We start from the raw sequence: 20,365 nt of genomic DNA on the forward strand, positions 1-20,365 counted from the left end.
GCATTATCGCCATATTTAAAAATCCCTGATGGGCAAGAATACGGTTCCTATGCTCTGAAAAAGTAGCTTTCCAGTTCGGTATGTTATTGATGAGCAAGTTCATCATCAGAACGAGGCACTTCTCCACCTGTCCGGAACAGGATATCCCTGAATGCTTTCATATCAGCAGTTTTGGCACGGTCTGAAAAAAATCGCTCAGTTTCCAGAGCAGAAATTTTTTCCGCAACTGCGATAGCAATAAACTGGTTAACACTGGTACGATCACGCTTTGCCACTCTTGTGACTTCCTCTCTCAAGGATTTCGGTAATCGCAGTGGATAGGTTGATGTTTCACTCATTTCTCACTCTCCTAATAGCAATGGCCGGTGTTAGAACCTCAATATTAAACGTTCTAGGTACAGTACCATAGTCGCGTAAATTAAAGGTTACAATGGCATTAGCTCTGCCATTAACCGCTGCCTCCAGTACCATTTCATCATTGGGATCACGGAGCATTGGTCGCCATAAATAATGCGTTTTGACCGGCTCAATCAATGCTGCAAGCCCATCAACGAAAACATGAGCTTGCTTCTGAGTTAGGCCCGCCGCAATCCAATGCACAGGCATAGTACACTTTGCCTCATACTCAAAAAATAGCGGGACACTGGCCAATGACACAATCTTGTTATCTAAGGCTGCCCCTAACAGAGCAGCAGATGCACCACTTGGGCTACGCATGGCAGCTACGATGACATCAGTATCTAAAACGAATCTATTCATGCTTTGAAATATATGTCACATCACATACGATGTCAAACTTTCAAAACGCATAAGTAAAAAAACCTCGTTTTATTAACCATCTCATGCAATCCCTAAAAATCAATGAGTTTGATTAAAGTTAAATAATTTTCCAAAATGGTGCTACACCTTATCTACTAACAACCCTATGTATAACAATGGATTGAAGAAAACCACGTGTAGCGGAATTATGAAACCTTATTTAATGGTTAATATAAGTCGAATAGATATTTCATTAGTACTAAACATTAACTGACCTAAAAAGACATAAAAATAATAACGCTAAAACTTTACCAACATCAAATATTAATAAAGCGCTGTTTTTCAGTCAGCGCTTTGATTCAATAAAAACTCGTAAAGTATTTTGTTTTTCTTCCAAAGCTCATCCAAAGTTAAATTGAATTTTAATTCCATCCATATTTATATTTTTCTGACTCGTCAGATTCTCATTATTAAAAACGGCGAAATGAAAAATAAGACAAGTATGAAAATACATTTTTACCACGATGTGCTTTATCGATTTTTCCGCATAAATACAATCAGTTACAAAACAACACAAAATCGCAGATATTATATTTCACCCTGAGACTATTGCATTAAACTAATATTCGTGAGAATTTATTCCCCGCCGAAATACGGTGGGTTTTAAATATCATTAAATGCGTCACGGCATATTTACTTGCTATAAATAGTATTAATTGATCTCTCCATTTATTTCTCATCTTATTATTCGGCTATTTAATCAGGTTTGGTGCGGTTTAACGTAAGTAAGTTTGCACTTCCTGTCATATATAAAGGTAAAAGGTGCCATGAATACTCAACGTAAGCTTGATAAAGTCAGACCGCCCCGAGTTCAGATTACTTATGATGTTGAATTAGGCGGCGCGGTCGAGAAAAAAGAATTGCCTTTGGTTATTGGTGTTGTTGGGCAATTTGCTGAGCAATCTATTCCCATGCGTGAACGTCGTTTCATGCATGTTGATAAAGATAACTTTAATGCAGTGATGGAAGGTTTGTCGCCTTCATTGGAATTACAAGTTGAAAGCGCGCTGCCGGGTCAGAGCGGATTTATTAATGTCGATTTGCAATTTAAATCAATGGCTGACTTTACCCCAGAGAATTTGGCGAAGCAGATAGAACCGCTGCGCAATTTATTGGAAGTACGCAGCAAACTCAGTGATCTGAAAGGCCGTGCATTGAGCAATGAAAAATTGCGTGACCGTCTGGCGGAAATTCTGGCTGAACATGCGGATAAATTACCGCCGATAAATGAAGAAGCAGAAACCACCACAGAAAATACAGCGGATGACGTCACTCCGGAAAATAACAATACCCCGGAAAATAACAATGCACAGTGAGGACAGCATGGAACAAAGCGTTGTTGAACAACAAGAATTGAAAACGACGGAAACAAGTGGTGATTTTCTTGATCAGATTATTGATAACACGCAAGCCATTCGTCGGGAAGCAGATCGTGATCGGGTAAAAAGCCAGCTTGACCAGTTTCTGGCCGAAGTCACTTCCGGTTCATTGGTGGTTTCCGGCGATTTGGTAAACAGCATTGAGGAACGTATCGCAGCAATTGATGCGCTGATGTCCGCTCAACTGAGTCTGGTATTGCATCACCCGGAATTTCAACGTCTGGAATCTTCTTGGGTAGGGCTCAAAGGATTACTTGACCAAAGCGAAACGGATAATACTCAGATCCGCATGTTGAACGCGACAAAAACCGATTTGATTAAAGATTTTAAATCGGCATCGGATTTCGATCAGTCAATGCTGTTTAAGAATGTGTATGAATATGAATACGGTACGTTTGGTGGCGAACCTTATTCAGCGTTTGTCGGTGATTTCGACTTTGATAACAGCCCAGAAGATCTCTACTTACTGGAACAGATTTCTCATGTAGCAGCGGCAGCTCATGCGCCGTTTATCAGTTCAGTCAACGCGGGCATGTTGGGGCTGAATGATTTTGGCGAGCTACCACGTCCGCGTGATTTGTCCAAACTACTTGACACATCCGATTATCTGCGCTGGAAACGCTTCCGGGAATCTGATGACTCCCGTTATGTCGGCCTGACTTTGCCGCGAGTGATTGGCCGTTTGCCTTATGGGGCAAAAACTATCCCGGTCGAACAATTCTGCTTCGAAGAGCAGGTAAAGGAAGGGGATAGCGGTAGTTATCTGTGGATTAACGCCGCCTATGCACTGGCAGGCCGTATGGTGGCTGCATTTGAACAGTATGGTTGGTGCGCGGCGATCCGCGGTGTGGAAGGCGGAGGATTGGTCGAAGCATTACCAACCCATCATTACTCTTCGGTGTCTGGTGAAAAGATGCTGCAATGCCCGACCGAGGTTGCCATCTCTGATCGCCGTGAAAAAGAGTTGGCAGAATTAGGGTTTATTCCTCTGGTTTATTATAAAGGGACTGACTATGCCGCATTTTTCTCGGTGCAGTCACCGAATAAGCCAAGAAAATATAATTCTGACTTGGCAAATGCCAATGCAAAGTTATCAACCCAATTGCAATATATTATGACAACTTCTCGTTTCGCCCATTATTTGAAGATGATTGTACGTGACAAAGTGGGCAGTTTTATGTCCCGCGGAGAATGTCAATCTTATCTGCAAAATTGGATCAACCAATATATTGTTGGCTCGGATACCGTTGGCGCAGAAATAAAAGCGAGTCACCCATTACGGGAGGCAAGAGTTGATGTTGTTGAAGTTCCTGGATCACCCGGAACATATCGGGCTGTAGCCTATTTAAGGCCGCATTTCCAATTAGAAGGGTTAAGTATGTCTTTACGGTTGGTGGCTGATTTACCACCGTCATCGGCGGCCTGATTTTTCTATTTATTAATATTTATCCTATTTATTACAACTAACTGGAGTAGTTAATTATGAGTTCTTCAATTTTTTTACAAATTGATGGTATTAAAGGTGAGAGTACCGACAGCAAACATAAAGAGTGGATTGAGCTGGAACATGTCAATTTTGGTGCATTTAACCATGCTCGTATTGCAGACAGCGGTAAACGCAAAATTACCTCTGGCGCAGCGGATTTCCGTACCATTGACTGTGTGAAAGTGATGGATACCAGTTCTATTGGCTTACTGTCCGCCGTGGCGCAAGGTACCTCGATTAAGAAAGTGAAATTGGAAATCTGTACAATTTTTAAAGGGGAAATGCACCCTTACGCAGAAGTTGAAATGGACGAATGTATTATCTCTGACGTTCATGAAACCTGTACACGTGGCGGTGAATTCCCACAAGAACAGATTTCTATCACCTATTCCAAAATTAAATGGACATTCACACCACTCAACCCAGATGGTACTAAAGGCAACAAAGCCGGTCCAGAAGGTTGGGATCTTATCGAGAATAAGAAACAGTAATTTTGATTATTTACTGCCGGCCTTTGGCCGGCAGTTTCTACCCGGAAAAATATAATGATTCAGCCTTCATTACTCCATCGCCTGAAAGATGATTATCCACAAGATGAAAAACGGGGTGTTACTCTAGCCTGGTCACGTCAGGAAGTGGTACAAAGCCTGATTTCCGATTTAAGTATGTTATTTTCATCAAGACCGATTTCTGAAATTTCCCCTTTATTTGGTGAGTTACCGAAATCCGTTTTAAATTACGGCGTTTCTGATGTCATTAATGTGGATATTTCCGATGATGAACGTATTGATGCACTTAGCAATAATATTTACCAAGCTATTTCCTGGTTCGAACCTCGTTTGCAAAATGTCGTGATTACATTACAAAAAAATACGCCAGAAAATATCATTTTCTGGGTGAGTGGAATTTTCCTCGACGAACAAGTGGTGTTTTCTATCTCATGGAACAGTACCGCATATACTTATTCAATTTCATGGGATAAATAACAAGATGATGTTATTACCACAAAAAATACTGACTTATTACAACCGGGAATTGAGTTATTTAAGACAATATGGCGCGGCTTTCTCTCAGCATTTTCCCAAAATTGCTAAACGTCTTGGGTTCGCGGAAGGTGTTTCAGAAGATCCGCATGTAGAACGTCTGGTGGAATCTTTTGCTTTTTTGACAGCAAAAATCCACCAGCGGATTGATGAAGATATGCCGGAACTCAGTAATGCTATGTTGGAAGTCCTGGCGCCACAGTTTTTACGTCAGGTACCGTCGGTATCGTTGGTACAGTTTCAACAGGACCCATTAGCATCCGGCGTGACAGGCATGACGACGGTGGCGCGGCATACTCCGTTGATTTCTCAACCGGTAGGTGATGTAACCTGTCGTTTCCGCACCGTATATCCGCTAGAGATGTTGCCATTGGATTTGACGCACGCAGAACTGACACCAAACCCTTACGATCGGGACTTTATCTTAACGCTGAGTTTTACCCTATGGCCGGGCGCCAGCTTTCAGACACAACATATCCGGTTATACTTACATGGCGCACCGGTGCTGACTCATAGTTTGTATGAATTGTTGTCGGCGCAAGTTAAGCAACTGGAATGTCAGTTAGGCGAACGTACATTCAACCTGAATAGTCGGGGTGTTCAGGTGGTGGGCTTTGATCCGCAAGATAACTTATGCACTGATGATCCATTGATAAATCCGGTTCATCACTTATTTCGTGATTATTTCAGTTTCCCAGAAAAGTTCCTATTCCTGGATATTCCGTTACCAGATGCCGGTTTGATCACCAGTTCATTAGGTGAGCTGCAATACCGTTTCCGGCTTAAGGATTGTGTCGCATTGCGCCGCATTGAACGTATGAGCGATAAAGTCAGCAACGAAACCTTCCGGCTAAATTGCGTGCCGATCATTAACCTGTTTCCTCATCAGGCGGAACCCATTATTCCACTGGAAACAGAGCATGAATATCTGGTTCAACCGGATGCTCGTCGCCCCCAAAGTATGGAAGTTTATACCATCAATCAAGTCGAGATTGTCAGCCGTCAACAGGAACAATTAAGTTCCAAACCAGTGCCATCATTATTTGGTATTGAACATACACAGTCTGACGAACAGTTCCCGTTATTTTGGCAGGCAACGCCGCGCCCCTCACTCAGGCATAACGATCTGGGGATGAATATGTTTATCGGTTTTTCTGATAGCAACGGCGAACATCTGAAACCTGAAACCGATGTGGTGGTCCTGAACCTGACCTGTACCAACCGTGATATACCGCGGCAGTTGAGCAACGGTCATCCTGATGGCGATTTCGAATCAGAAAGCGCATTGCCAGGGGTAAAAATTCTGGGATTGATCCGTCCTCGATTGCCGGTACGTCCACAACCCAATAGTGCATTGAACTGGCGGTTGGTATCGCAACTCAATTTGAACCAAATGCTACTGAATGGTCCGCAGGGTGTTCAGTGCTTAAAAGAGACGCTGGAACTCTACAACCTGCTTGACGATCCAGCTATATCGCGGTTGATTGCACAATTACAACAGGTTGCTATTGCGCCAGTGAGTGCACGCCTGAATCCCGCCGACCCTTATTCTCTGGCGCGTGGGCTGGAGGTGGCCCTGACATTTCAGGCACAAGCAGGGGAATTTGTGGATTTTTATCTGTTTTGCAGCCTGTTAGAACGCTTTATCGCGATGTATGCGCCGATTAACAGCTTCACGCAGACTGTAACACAGCTAGAGACGGTTAATAACAGTACTCACCGTTGGCCTCGTCGCTGTGGGAGACTGACATGGCTGTAGAAAACAAGATACGTTTAGCTGGCGGCCGTTTTTATCAAAATGTACGTCGCCTGCTCAAACGTGGTCGCCAACGCGAAGAAGCGATAATCACCCCCGATGATATGGTGCAATTCAGCTCTGTACTGACATTAGATGCGCCAGAAAGGGAAGTCGAGTCGCTATTACCGCCACAAGAGGGATATGAGCAGTATCGCATGGCGGTACATCACTTTGGTTTATTAGGAACCCTTGGCGCATTACCGTTGCGTTATACGGAATGGCTAATTGACAGGCGTTACCGCTATGGCGACGAATCAGCTCAGGCATTTATTGATATTTTTACTCATCGTCTGCTTAGCCTGCGTTTTCAGGCATGGCAGAAATACCGGTTATATATTAACGCCGAATTACAAAACCATCAGGCTTTACCGGCAGTCATTTCAGCCGTTGCCGGCCAATTGATGGAGAGCAAGATACAGCGCCCTCATCCAGCTTGTGTTGGATTATTGGCAACACCGGTCCGCTCAATGGTGAATTTACAACATCTGTTGCAACGAGAATTGAGTATGGCGGTCAACATCCAACCCTTTAAAGGACGCTGGCAATATGCTGAACAGGCGCACTGTTGCTGTTTAGGTCGCAGTTTGTTAGGCGATAACCCGATGTTAGGTAGCGCTTATTGGGATATTCAATCAGGATTTCATATTCAGTTAGGGCCGTTCGCCGCTCAGCAACGAGCCGCCTTTATGCCGGGAAATGAACAATATCGCAAACTGACACAATGGGTGTGGCAATTTGCCGGACCATTGCTCTCCTTTTCACTGGAATTGTTGGTACAACATAGTGGACAAGGCAACGTATTAAACGGCAGCCATCAATTGGGGTGGGATGGTTGTTTGGGCGATACCGGCGAAAGCAATATTCAGCGTATTTATTTGGACGAATGTACAGGTCCTTACGCAAGTTAAACAAAAAATTCAGGTAATAAAAAGATGCTGTTAGGGCAAAAGAATCGTTTTTTACAGGTTATCGGTAGCCTGTCAGATATTGTGGCACTGAACAAAATAGAAGGTGAAGAGCATCTATCGCGGCCTTATTCATTTTCTGCTCAGCTCTATTCCAACGCAGACTGGGATACGCTGGAGTCTCATATTGGTAAACCTTTGGCATTTCGTATCGGTGATGCACCGAACCACCGCATTGTTCATGGCATATTGACTGAATTACAGCAGCAAGGTTTTAGCGACGGCCAGTTTTGTTATCAGGCACGAATTGAGCCCTGGCTGAAAATGCTGACATTAACCCACAATCTGCGCGTCTATCAGCGCATCAGCGTGCCGGATATGGTATGTGATATCTTCCGCAAACGTGGGTTTAACGACGTTGAACTGGCGCTAAAAAGTCGTTATCCGAAGCTTGAATATTGTATGCAATACAAGGAATCAGATTTTGACTTTGTGACGCGTCAACTGGAGCAAGCGGGGATTTTCTATTTCTTTCGCCATGAAGAAGGGCGTCATGTGCTGGTATTGGCGGATCACCCTTCAACGTTTATTAACGCGCCCTTAGCAGTATTGCCATACCAATCAAAGATAGGTGATCAACAGGGCTATGGGCTACGCGCCTGGCATATTCATCGCACCATGATTCCAGGTACGACGGAAATGAATGGTTATAACGCTAAAAGCGCAACGGCAATCAGCGCCAGCGCCAAAGCGAACAGCGGCTATTCTACCAATCCTAAGCTTTCTATCTATGATGACCGGCGTCAGGAGGAGCGTAATCAACTGGAAGCACAGGCAACGTTGTGCATGGAGCAATGGGAATCACAGTCCTATTACGCACGTGCCGTTAACAGTTATCCCGGTTTACAAGTGGGGCATCAGTTCACCCTGAAAGGGCACGCCAGCGCCGATGGCCGCTATGCAGTGGGCCGCCAGCGATTAAAAGCGGAGAACAACCTGGAAGAAGGCGAATTACTGTTTTTGTCTCAAGTGACCTTACTCCCGGCGAATAAAGCATTTCGCCCGCGTCCTTCTGTTACGCGGCCTTACATTTCCGGTGTATTGTCCGCGCTGGTGGTAGGGCCGACGTCAGAAGAGATCCATACTGATGAGCAAGGGCGAATCAAAATCCAGTTTCACTGGGATAAAGAACATAAAAAAAATGATGACAGCTCCTGTTGGATACGGGTCAGTCAGTTCTGGAATGGCGCAAAGTTTGGCGCACAATTTGTGCCACGCGTGGGTAGTGAAGTATTGGTGAGTTTCATCGATGGCGATCCAGATAGCCCGCTGGTGACCGGAACGGTTTATAACGGGGTAAAAATGCCGCCATTCGCGCTACCGGGACAGAAAACCCAAAGTGGTATTGCTACGCGCAGTAGTGCAAAAGGCACAGTGGAACAAGGACATCAGCTTTGCTTCGAAGATAAAAAAGGTGAAGAGTTTATTTTGCTTCACTCACAAAAAGATATGCGTCTGAAAGTGAAAAATGATTTTTCGGCGCAGATCGATCGCAACGTGTTATGGGAAATCCAAGAAAAACGCGACACCCAAATTAAAAAGGGTAATGACACGTTAATTTTGACCGAAGGCAATGCCGTAACCGAAGTAAAAAAAGGCGACAAGAAACAAACGTTGGATCGCGGTAATTTCACCACCACCGTCAGCGCAGGCAGTTATGAGCTGGAAGTATCCAGAGGTAACGCCAAAATCAATGTAGGTCAACAATGCACAATTACGGCAAATCAGGGTATTGAACTGAAAGTCGGCGCCAGCAAATTATCGATTACCCCATCCGGGATCACCATCAAAGCGCCATCCGTCACCGTAGAAGGATCAGGAAAACTGGCGTTAAAGAGCGGTGGCATGGCGGAGCTAACCGGCACCACAGTAAAAGTAGAAGGCAGTGCAATGGCACAATTAAAAGGCGGCATTGTTCAGGTGGATGCAACCGGCATTGCTATGGTGAAAGGAACTTTGACCAAGATTGGTTAATAGCAGGATCAACGAATAATAAGAGTTTGCAGTCATGGTCAAATTACGACATTGCCCGCTTTCGCCACAGGCGGAATCGGCGCTACAACAACACGCAGCACATGAACAGAATCTATCAGCGCTTAACAAGGAAATGTTGTGGCAAGACGCGGTGTACTACACCATTTTTATGTTGCCTTACCCCCAGGCTCTGGAGCTGGTACTGACATTTATCTCCTGCATTTACGAACGCGATCTCATGCAAGGACAACGGTCGTTATTGCAACAGGTGCGACGCTGGCGGGTTGATGGCGGTGATCCTTTGCGTCATGAACTGTTCGAACAGGCACAAACAGTTGGGTTCGATAACCCAATTTCATGTCTGGCGCTTTCTGTTTTTTGGAGTGAAGGCAGCATGACCACTGCGGATCTGGAAGCAGTCTATCCACAACCGTGGCTGTCACCGACGGCATTAGCCGATACGTTGTGCCTAATATTGCACCTTTACGGCGAGCAACCGGAACAACAAATGCAGTACGTTGAGCAATTTTTTCAACTGGCATACAGCCAACTAAGGCAATTGCCGCCGTCACAAGATCAGGGGCGCAAAAATTATCTGTACCATGAAGCCACATTATCAGGAGAGCAATGATGCCAATGCCAGCAGCCCGTGTGGGTGATATGCATATTTGTCCAATGGTATCGCCTGCGATACCGCCGGTGCCACATGTAGGCGGGCCGATTATGCCGCCAGGTGTGCCGACAGTGCTAATTGGTGGATTACCCGCGGCAACAATGGGCTCAATGCTGGTGTGCGTCGGTCCACCGGATACGATAGTCATGGGCAGCCCAACGGTATTGATTGGCGGACGGCCTGCGGCCAGACTCGGCGATTTGTGCGCACATGGCGGCACAATTACTACCGGTTACCCATTGGTGATTATTGCTTGAAATGGAAGTCACCGTGAACTTAGCCCAGACAGATATCGCGCGTTTTTTACAACCCATTACGGTTGACAAACCAGCCGGGTGCGATATCGAATACGAACCTATTTTTGAACAGATAAACGCAGCACGCGAAACCGACGATAATTTACTCCAAGACGACACATGGGGGTATGAAACCCGTCAGGCTGATTGGATGAAGGTTTCAGCGTTGTGCCAGGAAGTGCTGGAAAAACAGAGTAAAGACTTGCAAATAGCCTGTTGGTTAACCCAAGCACAAGGGGAACTGTATGGTTTGGCCGGGATTAGCGGCGGTATCACATTACTTGCCCATCTAGTGGAAACTTTTTGGCCGGTACTTTATCCGCCGCTGGATGATACAGAGACAAACAGCGCGGATGCCCGTCTTGGTCGGTTGAGCTGGTTAGATAAACAATTGGCGAAACAATTGGACAATCTGACACTAACCGATGATGGCAAATTGAGCCTAAACATTTGGCAACGGGTGCAATATTTTGAACAACGCGTTGCCGTTAATAGTGAATTACGCAGTGCCTTGATCAGTGACGGTTATTTCGGTATCGCTGAATGTGACGGCAGTATTCGCACTACGCCAGCCGAACGATTTAACCAACTGCTGGTACAAACTGGACAGGTCAGTAAAGCATTGGCAGAACTGCAACACATCATGGCGAGCCTGTTGCCAGATGCCGGTAACAGCATGAGCGCCAGTACCCAGCGATTGCAAGATCTGGTGGCCTTAATCGAACGATTTCGTGAAATGGCGGCGCCGGAATTAATTCAGGAATATAGCAATGCAGCAATAGCGGCAGGGGGAGATGCGCCAAACGGCATGAATACAACTTTTTTAACAGAAGATCGGGCGCACCATGAAATGCGCACTATCGCCATAGGACAAATGATCAATATCGCCAATTACTTTCGTCAAAATGAACCTACCAGTCCGGTACCCTATTTAATTGAACGTGCAGCACGTTGGGCCAATATGGGCATGGCCGAATGGCTGGAAGAAATGATGTCAGAAAATACCTCCGCGCTACAGGAAATTATGCGCGTGATAAAAGGACCAGAAGATAAATAGAGAGCAAAATGAATAACATGAATTTTTATAATATCATTAAACGCCGTTTTTTAATATTGACGGCAATTCTTTTAATAAATGGTTGTAGTCATTCTATTTCCAACGATGAAAAACGCTTACAAGCAATTGAACAAGCCAAACCGGTTTATGCCAGCAATGCCATTCGTTTAAAAATAACTGCGGTTCCACAACTGAATGTTTTTAATAATATGTCGAACAGTTGCACAATATTAATTGTTCAAGCGGAGAAACGTGAACAATTAGATAAATTACTGGCTAATTCCGCGTTATTACGCAATTTATTTGCCGGCACTGGGACAACAGAGCAAATATTACAGTTGGATAATTACGTGATGATGCCGGGGCAATCCGTATCTTTACACATCGATAGAGCAGAACAGGCGCGTTATATCGCACTAATTGCCGGTTACTACCCGGCGCCAGATAGTACTCATACGCGAGTATTATCATTGCCGCTGCGCCTTGAGCAACACGGTTGGTGGAATAGCTCCTGGAACGCTGAATTTATTCCCATGAGCATTAATCTGACGCTAGGACGTTACGCCATTACCCGCAGTGATTTCTCAGCAGGTAACACGGGAGATGAGGTGGTTTTCCCAGGACAAATAGTTTTCCCCGGACAAACGGCAGAATCCGGCAGTGACGAGAGTTTGTTGAGGAAGTAACCTATGTTTGAACATAAACCGATGTATTGGTATTCAGGCTTATATTTACAGCCGCAACACTTTCAGGCCCATGAATTGCAACAACAATACTGGCAAGGGCGCTATCAGTTACTGACACAGCCTTATGCTTTTGGTGTGGTGAAACTTGCATTCAATCTGGCCGCACTCAGTGACGAATTGCTGAGCGTCCATCACGCCGCGTTCATTTTTCCCGATGGCTGTTACGTAGATTGTGATGTCAATGGCGTACTGAGTGCCCGATCATTACGGGATGGCTGGCCGATACGCGACAAACCGCAGCGTATTTATGTCGGTTTGCGTATGTTCAGCCACAATCAGAGTAACGTCACCGGTATCACGGATGCCAACAGTGTCGGTCATATCACCAGCCGTTGGGTAACATGGCCGCAAGAACAGCGTATGCGAGATGCTTTTGGCGAGGGGCCGGAAGCGGAAGTGCAACAACTGACCTATAACTTACGTTTTTTCTTGCATGATGAGATTGCTCAGGCAACGGGTTATACATTATTACCGATTGGTCAACTGCACTGCACCAGTGACGGTATTACGCTGGATAACCGCTATCTACCACCCTGTTTGACGCTCTATGCTGTGCCACAACTGGGCCAACGCATTGATCAACTGTGTCAGGAGTTAACCGGGCGAGTCCATCAATTGGAAGAGTTAAAACGCCCGCAAACGCTAGAAGGGGAAATTTATACCCAGGAAAAAAGCACATTATTGCTGACACTACGGACTCTGGCGCGTTATGTCGTACAGTTGCACCATTTTCAGGAGGCGAGAGATATTCACCCCTTACAGATTTTTGGGTTATTACGCCAACTGATCAGCGAGCTTTCCTGTTTTACCGACCGTTGCTCCTTTTTAGGCGAATGGAACGGGCAGGAAGAAGTACTGGAAAAATATCAGCATTCGGATCTGGCGCTAACCCTTGATAGTTGTGAACGGACAATTACTGATTTGCTTAATGCACTGGTGCTGGAACCGAACACCGTGATCCCTCTGCAACAAGAAAGCCACGGCTATTATCATGCGGCCTTCAATGGAACAGGCGTCAATGAACAACAACGGCTCTATTTGGTGCTGCGCTCTGACAGCTTTACCCATCGTGAGCGTGAAATTCCTGACGATCGCCTGATTAAACTGGCTGCGGCGGAACAGATCGACAACATTATTAACCGTGCTTTGCCCGGTGTACGTCTGTACTACCAAGAAATTGCGCCACATGGTTTGCCCAACCGGACAAACACCCGCTATTTCCGGGTAGAAAACCGCGGTACGTTGTGGCGTCAGGTAGAAGATAGTAAACGTGTAGCGGTGCATTGGGCAGATGCGCCAGACGATTTACAAACAGAAATCGTTATAGTGAGAGCATCATGATGCAATTGTTGGATTGTTATATTCCAGTATTCACTTGCGTATTGCGCATGATCCAGCAGCAGGTGAATCAAGCGGAAACACTGCGGCAAGCCGTATTAGCTGAATTGACACAAGCACAGAATAGGGCGCGTTTGCAGGGTTATGGGGCGCAAGATATCGAAGAAGCAAATTTCGCCGTGGTGGTTTGGGCAGACGAAGCCATTCTGTGCGCAGGTCAGAAAGAATTGAATATTTGGCGCCAATCGTCGTTACAAGCAGAGCTTTATGATGCCGAACTGGGTGGGAATACATTTTTTGATCGCCTTGTCGCATTAGTACCGGATAATTATCAGGTCCGATTAGTCTATGTTTTTTGTCTGCTTGCTGGATTTTATGGTCGTTACGGCAAACGCGATAATTTGGAATTACACAATATTATCCAGCAAGAATTAGATAATCTTCCTGATACTTTGCGTGATTATCTCTCTTTAGAAAATCACCGATTAATGAATAGATACGATAATAAGTTGGAAAATAAGCGTGCCAATAATAAATGGCGCAGAAAATTAATATTATTCATGTCATCTCTTACATTAATTTATATTTTTCTTACCGTCTATTTATTAAGTATTGGCCGGTAAACTCGGAAATTAAACATGAAAAAATTACTTTATGCCATTGGCTGGCTTAGCGTGATGGTTATCCTTTTATTACTCAGTTTAACCATCGCTGTGGCATTCTCATGGCCGACAATAGGTGGCTTGTTATTATTTCTTTGCCTACTCCTGCTGTTATTATTGCTGCGTGTAGCAATTACACTCATGCCGCAAATAATGAATAAACTTAGCTGGATAAATAAATTATGGCGGAAAGGAGATAACCGTCTGGAATATTTACTGTACCAGCACTGGCGGCAGGGAGGATATTTACAAAGCTGGCGTCGCTTCCGTTCACTGTTACACCGTAACGATCCCGTTCCACCGTGGTTTCTGGTGGTAGGGGAACGGGGCAATGGTAAACAGAAGCTGTTAACACGCTGCAATGTGGCGCCTATGACGGGGAAAAATCTGCCATCACTGACAGAAAACACCTTCACGTGCCGCTGGTGGTTCTTCCGCCGGGCAATGTACATGGTCGTTTCCGGCCGCTATACCGAAGGTCAATCCCTGTACCGGCAAGCTTGGTTGCGTCTAATACGCTGGATCGCGCAGGTGCGTAAACCTGCTGGCGTACTCGTTTGCTTGTCAGTGGAGCAGTTGTTAAACAGCGACAATAGAGCGCTCTATATCGCCGCACGTCAGGTACGTGCGCAATTGGAACCATTACAGATACGTCTGGAACGCCGCTTGCCAATCTGGTTGATCCTTACTCATAGTGAAACATTGCCGGGATTTGACCATTGGTGCGCCCAATTGTCAGTAGAACAACGTGCCGAATTGCTAGGCGATTTTATCGGGCATCACACGGTGAGTCATGTCGCCGACATGCTGGATCAGAGCATGAACACCATCGTTAACACGTTGAAAATGATGCGTCTTAAGTTGCTCAATCAGCAACGGCAGCAACCCAATGCGGAAGTCTTAGCATTACCAGAAACCGTAGCCCAACTGCAACCAGCACTGGCTTGCTACCTGAATGCACTGTTCGACCAAGACCATTATCTGGAGCATGGCCTGCTACGTGGCATGTTTTTTACCGCCGAACATCAAACCGATGGCGTTTTCAGTCACCGTTTGTTGGGAGAATCTCTGCCTGATCAAGTTCAACATAGTCAAGATCAACGTAGTGATAACGTATTACTGACCGGCTGGCGGACGTTAACCAAACGCGTATTGGTTAGCCTATTAATCTTGATACTGGTGTGCGGCGCGGGCAACGCACTGATGACGACTTGGCGGGGTGTTACACAACTTGAAAATATCCATGAGGTAAACCCACTTGAGCGGAGTTATTTGCGTTACCAACAAGTTGAGTACTGGTCACAGGAAACTCTGTCACCTCTGCTTTTTTATCCAGTCAGCCATACGCTGGAACAACGGATAGCGCGGCAGTATCAACAACAAGCACCTGTTGACGCATTCAACCCGGAATCGGTAGCGACACATTTGCTAGCACGTTTCCGTCGTGCTGGGGCACTGCAAAAACAACAGTTGGCTTTACACTGGGCACGCTTTATTAACACTGAACAAGCAATGGCGCATGGCGCTACGCTGGAAACTTTACAGCATATGCCTGCTTATTCAGCGTCACTGTTAAGTGGTAAAAACGATCCTTTATCAGCAGAACAACGCGTCGCACTCCGTCTGGCGCAATATCGCCAAGGCAATGCACAGCAAGAATTTGATCAGTGGCGAAATGTATTGCAGACACTCTTGGAAGATAGCCATAACTGGCAGTGGCTGTTAGCTGACGAACAACCAGCAGGAACACGTTCGCTGACACTGGCTGATTTCTGGCCGCTCGCCAACGATGATGCTGCCGCAATTAACACGCGTATTCGTGGTGTTTATACCCAAACCGGCGAGCAAGATATTCAGGCAACCTTGGGGGAACTGGCACAAGCTCTTAACAGACCAGCATTTTTTGCTCCTTTACAGCGCTCATTCTATCAACAGTATCAAAATCAGCGCCAATCAGAGTGGTTAGCATTTGCTCAGGCTATGCCTCAAGGAGAAACATTAGTACGAGGCAAGAAAAACTGGCAAGCGCTGGCATTAGCCGCAGGTCAATATGGCAGTCCCTATATCGCCTTTCTGACCCAGTTAGAACATGATTTATCCACGGTAGAAAAGGCGGATCAGCAGTCCTGGTTGCAGGCACAGCAGCGCTTATGGCAACTGCATGGTTATGTGCAAAAAAGTAGTGTGATGCAACGAGTCTCGCTAGGGAACCTCTCTTTACGCCAACGCATCATGTCATGGCTTGGTATTTCACCGCAGATCTCGGTACGACTGGATGACACTGCGCTGACGCGCTATCGCGCCTACCGGCAAGCAGTGCAGTTAAATAGCCAACGCGAGTTGCTTAGTGATATGGAAACCGAGGTATTGGTTAAAAATGCGCTAAGTAATGAGAAAGGAGAGTTGAATGATAACGGTTTACGCGCATTGTTTAACCGTTTCACCCTGTGGCGCCATGAGACCGAAAGCAAGCAAGACGCAGGAGTAAATGAAACCTTATGGCGGCTCTATCAGGGTGATGCACATCTGGTACTACGTTACGCCTTCTTAAGTGCCGCCAGCCGCTTGCAAACCCAGTGGGAAAGCAAAGTGATTTGGCCGATGGAAAAATTGAGCAGACAAGAACTGTTTGATGGCCGGGAATTGAACGCGCGTTTGTATGAATACAGTAACTCATTTGTACGGGATACCGCAGAGTATGCGTTGGATATTCGTCCAGAAGGGATTAAGCCTCAGGAAATAGAAGATGTGCTCTTTCCGTTTAGCGACGATTTCACTTTCTACATCAATAACCTTATCCAGCCGAATGACCTACTTTCAGCGACATCGGATATTCGCCGTCGCCTGCAAGAGAAACTCGCCTTACTGGAAAGCGAGCAGCAACTGGCAACGGCACAACAGGAACCGGAGCAAGAACAGAAGCCATCGGCGGAAGTCACGATTGTCAGTCAACCGGCGACGGCTAACCAAGGGGCAAAGGTGTTGCCAGTGGGCAGTTCAGTGACGTTGAGTTGTGATGATGGCGTACAGCAGCTTAAGAGTATGAATTTCAATGACAGCATGACGCTGCATTGGAGCCCAGGAACATGCGGTAAAGTACAAATTGATGTCTATTTTCCTCGCTTTACATTAAGCAAAAGTTACGTTGGCCCCGATGGTTTGCTGAAATTTATGCACGCTTTTTCCCGTGGCGAATTGACACTGGCAGCACAAGCGTTCCCACAGCGGCGCGATGAATTAAGCGCACTGGGTATCAATAACATCACCGTGCGCTATCAGGTCAGCGGAAGCAAAACTGTTTCAAAACTCTATCAGCAGTGGCAACAACGTCAGCAACAACAAACAGCGTTGTTGGAACAGCGCAACCGACTGGATAGCCAGTTGTTAAATCTAAGTGAACCAACAGTGGCAAAAGGAACCCTCTCTACTTTGCCATCACAGATCACCACCCATTGGAACGAATTAAGGAAACCTAAAAGTGAGTAATTATCTTAAACAGATCGTTAGTAAATTAACGGTAGAAGCGCGTCAGTGCCTTGATGAAGCCGCTAATCTGGCGGTACGGCGCACCCATCATGAAGTGGAAATTGAACATCTGCTATTGGCTTTGTTTGAAAAACAGCTTCCGACGATGCAACAAGTGTGTCACCACGGTAGTATTGATGCCATGACGTTGCTGAATGCCTGTCAACGATCACTGGCATTATTACGCAGTGGTAACCATCGTCCGCCGGTACTGGCTACCAGCCTGACTGAATGGATGGAACAAACCTGGATGTACGCTAGTACTCACTGGGGAGCATCACAGATTACCGTTCAGGCATTGATTGTGGCGCTGATCATGAATCCGTCACTGCACCATTCACTTACCTCGGAGTTACAGCAAGCGTTACAGGGTAACACCGACGAAATAGAGCAATGGTTGCGTACACAGACACATACGGAACCGCAACACATTACGACGCCTGTCGGGGATAACACTCAATCCGCACTGGCACAATACACACATCACCTGACACAAGCAGCGCGTGACAACAAACTAGACCCGGTTTTGGGACGTGAGCGGGAGATTCGTCAATTAATTGATGTGCTATTACGCCGTCGCCAAAACAATCCATTGTTAACTGGTGAAGCAGGTGTCGGCAAAACTGCGCTGATCGAGGGGCTTGCTCAACGGATCGTTGAAGGCCGTGTCCCGAAAGTTTTGGCACAGGCTGAATTATTTACGCTGGATATGGGACTGTTACAAGCAGGCGCCAGCGTAAAAGGCGAGTTTGAAAGCCGCTTGCAGAAATTGTTGGATGAAGTGAAGGGTTATCCTACACCAGTGATTCTATTTATTGATGAAGCGCATACACTGATTGGCGCAGGCAGCCAAGCCGGACAAAACGATGCAGCCAATCTGTTGAAACCTGCGCTGGCACGTGGCGAATTACGGGCGATTGCGGCAACCACCTGGTCTGAATATAAGAAGTACTTTGAAAAAGACGCCGCGTTAGCCCGCCGTTTTCAGGTGATCAAAGTTGAAGAACCTTCGCTAGAGCTGGCAATCGCCATGTTGCGCGCCATGACACCGGCAATGGAAAAACATCATGGCGTCAAGATACTTGCAGAAGCGGTCACAGAAGCAGTTACGTTAGCCAACCGTTATATCACTGGACGTCAGTTGCCGGATAAATCGGTTAGCCTGTTAGATAGCGCCTGTGCCCGCGTTGCAGTTTCACAAACGGATGAACCAGCGCCGATTGAAGATCTGCGTGCTATGCTGGCAAACATTGTTACCGAACAAGAAGCATTATTGCGTGAAGGTGGTCATGAAACCCAGTTACAGAAATTGGCGCAGCGTCAGGCTGAATTGCAAACATCACTGGCAGAAATTTTGCCGGAATATCATGCTCAACGTCAGTTGGTGAGTGACATCCTCACCTGTGAAGAACACGACGAACGGCTACCTGTGTTACGTGCAGAACTGCATCAGCGCCATCATCAGCATGCTTATGTGTTTGACTGTGTTGATGCCGCCTGTGTCGCAGACATCGTTGCCGGTTGGACCGGAATCCCCCTTGGCCGGATGGTAGAAAATGAGCGTGATGTGTTGCGTCAGTTAGAGACCCGCCTCGGCCAACGGGTCATGGGGCAAGATCATGCGCTCAACCAGATAGCGCGTCAAATTCGGATTGCTAAAGCGCAACTGGCCGATCCGGTCAAACCTACCGGAGTATTTATGCTCGCAGGGCCTTCTGGTGTAGGAAAAACCGAGACTGCCTTAGCATTGGCTCATGAGTTGTATGGCGGTGAGCATCATCTGATCACAATTAACATGTCGGAATATCAGGAAGCCCATTCGGTTTCCGGCCTGAAAGGTTCTCCCCCAGGCTACGTCGGCTATGGACAAGGTGGTGTATTGACCGAAGCGGTTCGACGTCAACCTTACAGTGTAGTGTTACTTGATGAAGTGGAAAAAGCGCACCCCGATGTACTGGAACTGTTCTTTCAGGTATTCGATAAAGGCATGATGGAAGATGCTGAAGGGCAACAGATTAACTTTCGCAATACACTGATTATCCTGACCACGAATGCAGCATCAGATTTGGTGATGCGGGCGGCAATGCACGGAGTAAAAGAGCAGGGAGAAAATCGCCCGGCAACTCTCGAAGATATTCAAGAGATTATCCGGCCAGAGCTGCAACGTATTTTTACACCGGCATTTTTAGGCCGTTTGCAGGTCATTCCTTATCTGCCGGTACATGGCGAAGTTCTGCATGCCATTGTGCGTCATAAACTGAACAACGTTGTCGCACGATATCGTCAATCAACCCAATGCGAATTGCACTACAACGACACGCTGGTGGATTTTATCGCGGAAAGATGCCAGATCGCGGAAAGCGGCGCCCGTGAAATTGATAACCTGTTGACACAGTTTGTCCTGCCGCTGTTATCAGATCAATTGCTGCTAGGGGATACGCCAGTTAATCAGGATGTTTGGATGGACGTTATAGACGGTCAAGTGCAGTTACGATAAGACAAAAAGAAACTATCACTATCTAATATTATCAACTAAGGGTAGCAAACGCTTATCTCTGCTATTATTATCTTACATAAATGTAACATCAGTGTTACGGAATAGAT

Annotated in this window: 17 protein-coding genes; 15 read left to right on the forward strand and 2 right to left on the reverse strand. The window is 46.2% G+C overall.

Annotated features, from left to right (window positions below):
* Positions 1-83 precede the first annotated feature (83 nt).
* Both TI10_RS02370 and TI10_RS02375 read right to left on the reverse strand, forming a co-directional pair.
* Positions 84-338 carry a hypothetical protein gene (locus TI10_RS02370; protein WP_049581564.1) on the reverse strand — a complete coding sequence of 85 codons (255 nt, stop codon included), beginning with the start codon at positions 336-338 and terminating at the stop codon, positions 84-86.
* Entirely contained in the window at positions 331-759 is a 429-nt protein-coding gene (locus tag TI10_RS02375) for a putative toxin-antitoxin system toxin component, PIN family (RefSeq protein ID WP_049581565.1), read from the reverse strand. The genes TI10_RS02370 and TI10_RS02375 overlap by 8 nt, the downstream gene beginning before the upstream one ends.
* 827 nt (positions 760-1,586) lie before the next feature.
* Here TI10_RS02375 and tssB point away from each other — a divergent pair.
* The 15 genes from tssB to tssH are packed head-to-tail and all read left to right on the forward strand — an operon-like array spanning position 1,587 to position 20,258.
* Positions 1,587-2,135: a type VI secretion system contractile sheath small subunit gene (tssB, locus tag TI10_RS02380; protein ID WP_049581566.1), complete on the forward strand. Its 549-nt coding sequence runs from the start codon at positions 1,587-1,589 to the stop codon at positions 2,133-2,135.
* A gap of 7 nt (positions 2,136-2,142) precedes the next feature.
* Positions 2,143-3,624, forward strand: coding sequence for a type VI secretion system contractile sheath large subunit (gene tssC / locus TI10_RS02385; protein ID WP_049582140.1), 1,482 nt, complete (start codon positions 2,143-2,145; stop codon positions 3,622-3,624).
* 56 nt (positions 3,625-3,680) lie between these two features.
* Complete coding sequence (locus TI10_RS02390; protein WP_049581567.1) at positions 3,681-4,175, forward strand: Hcp family type VI secretion system effector; 495 nt, start codon at positions 3,681-3,683, stop codon at positions 4,173-4,175.
* A 54-nt stretch (positions 4,176-4,229) separates the two neighbouring features.
* A complete protein-coding gene (gene tssE / locus TI10_RS02395) occupies positions 4,230-4,670 on the forward strand; it encodes a type VI secretion system baseplate subunit TssE (protein WP_049581569.1) in 441 nt (146 codons plus the stop codon).
* 4 nt (positions 4,671-4,674) lie between these two features.
* Positions 4,675-6,486 carry a type VI secretion system baseplate subunit TssF gene (gene tssF / locus TI10_RS02400; protein WP_049581570.1) on the forward strand — a complete coding sequence of 604 codons (1,812 nt, stop codon included), beginning with the start codon at positions 4,675-4,677 and terminating at the stop codon, positions 6,484-6,486.
* A complete protein-coding gene (gene tssG / locus TI10_RS02405; protein WP_049581571.1) occupies positions 6,477-7,433 on the forward strand; it encodes a type VI secretion system baseplate subunit TssG in 957 nt (318 codons plus the stop codon). The genes tssF and tssG overlap by 10 nt, the downstream gene beginning before the upstream one ends.
* Positions 7,434-7,457: 24 nt before the next feature.
* Positions 7,458-9,464 carry a type VI secretion system Vgr family protein gene (locus TI10_RS02410; RefSeq protein ID WP_049581572.1) on the forward strand — a complete coding sequence of 669 codons (2,007 nt, stop codon included), beginning with the start codon at positions 7,458-7,460 and terminating at the stop codon, positions 9,462-9,464.
* Between the two features lie 34 nt (positions 9,465-9,498).
* Positions 9,499-10,095, forward strand: a complete 597-nt coding sequence (locus TI10_RS02415; RefSeq protein ID WP_049581573.1) for a DUF6931 family protein — start codon at positions 9,499-9,501, stop codon at positions 10,093-10,095.
* A complete protein-coding gene (locus TI10_RS02420; protein ID WP_175445317.1) occupies positions 10,095-10,394 on the forward strand; it encodes a PAAR domain-containing protein in 300 nt (99 codons plus the stop codon). The genes TI10_RS02415 and TI10_RS02420 overlap by 1 nt, the downstream gene beginning before the upstream one ends.
* Before the next feature lie 13 nt (positions 10,395-10,407).
* Entirely contained in the window at positions 10,408-11,490 is a 1,083-nt protein-coding gene (gene tssA, locus TI10_RS02425) for a type VI secretion system protein TssA (RefSeq protein WP_244161492.1), read from the forward strand.
* A gap of 8 nt (positions 11,491-11,498) precedes the next feature.
* Positions 11,499-12,176, forward strand: a complete 678-nt coding sequence (locus TI10_RS02430) for a type VI secretion lipoprotein TssJ (RefSeq protein ID WP_049581576.1) — start codon at positions 11,499-11,501, stop codon at positions 12,174-12,176.
* Between the two features lie 3 nt (positions 12,177-12,179).
* Positions 12,180-13,577: a type VI secretion system baseplate subunit TssK gene (tssK, locus tag TI10_RS02435; RefSeq protein ID WP_049581577.1), complete on the forward strand. Its 1,398-nt coding sequence runs from the start codon at positions 12,180-12,182 to the stop codon at positions 13,575-13,577.
* Positions 13,574-14,197, forward strand: coding sequence for a DotU/TssL family secretion system protein (locus tag TI10_RS02440; RefSeq protein ID WP_244161493.1), 624 nt, complete (start codon positions 13,574-13,576; stop codon positions 14,195-14,197). The genes tssK and TI10_RS02440 overlap by 4 nt, the downstream gene beginning before the upstream one ends.
* A 15-nt stretch (positions 14,198-14,212) precedes the next feature.
* Positions 14,213-17,722 carry a type VI secretion protein IcmF/TssM N-terminal domain-containing protein gene (locus TI10_RS02445; protein ID WP_049581579.1) on the forward strand — a complete coding sequence of 1,170 codons (3,510 nt, stop codon included), beginning with the start codon at positions 14,213-14,215 and terminating at the stop codon, positions 17,720-17,722.
* Positions 17,715-20,258 carry a type VI secretion system ATPase TssH gene (tssH, locus tag TI10_RS02450; protein WP_049581581.1) on the forward strand — a complete coding sequence of 848 codons (2,544 nt, stop codon included), beginning with the start codon at positions 17,715-17,717 and terminating at the stop codon, positions 20,256-20,258. Before TI10_RS02445 ends, tssH begins: the two co-directional genes overlap by 8 nt.
* Positions 20,259-20,365 lie beyond the last annotated feature (107 nt).

The organism is Photorhabdus luminescens subsp. luminescens, from assembly GCF_001083805.1.
GTDB lineage: Bacteria > Pseudomonadota > Gammaproteobacteria > Enterobacterales > Enterobacteriaceae > Photorhabdus > Photorhabdus luminescens.